Source organism: Streptococcus sp. HMSC057G03 (genome assembly GCF_001808745.1).
Lineage (GTDB): Bacteria > Bacillota > Bacilli > Lactobacillales > Streptococcaceae > Streptococcus > Streptococcus parasanguinis_Z.
Map to the genome: position 1 here is coordinate 91,476 of NZ_KV794415.1, position 269 is coordinate 91,744.

Sequence of the window (269 nt, forward strand, 5' to 3'; positions counted from 1 at the left end):
ATTCCAACAGCACCTGCTAAGACAAGAATTCCTGAGAAGACAAGTCCAGATGCAACAACTTCACCTGTATTTGGAAGAAGCGGTTTGCGACGTCCACCATTGTTTCCACCATTTGAACCAGGCGCACTTGGTGTCGTTGTGGTACCAGAATGACTAGGTTTATTTGGATTTTCTGTTGAAGATGAAGTAGTAGACTTAGGCTCCTCTGTTGAAACAGTTGTATCAGGAGTCTCAGGTGTAGTCGTTACAGTAGTCTTAGGCTCATCGGT

General features: G+C 44.6%; 1 protein-coding gene. It reads right to left on the bottom strand.

Annotation, left to right across the window (positions count from 1 at the left end):
• The coding region (locus HMPREF2686_RS00475; RefSeq protein ID WP_148130187.1) for an LPXTG cell wall anchor domain-containing protein at nt 1-269 on the bottom strand (269 nt) is incomplete at both ends.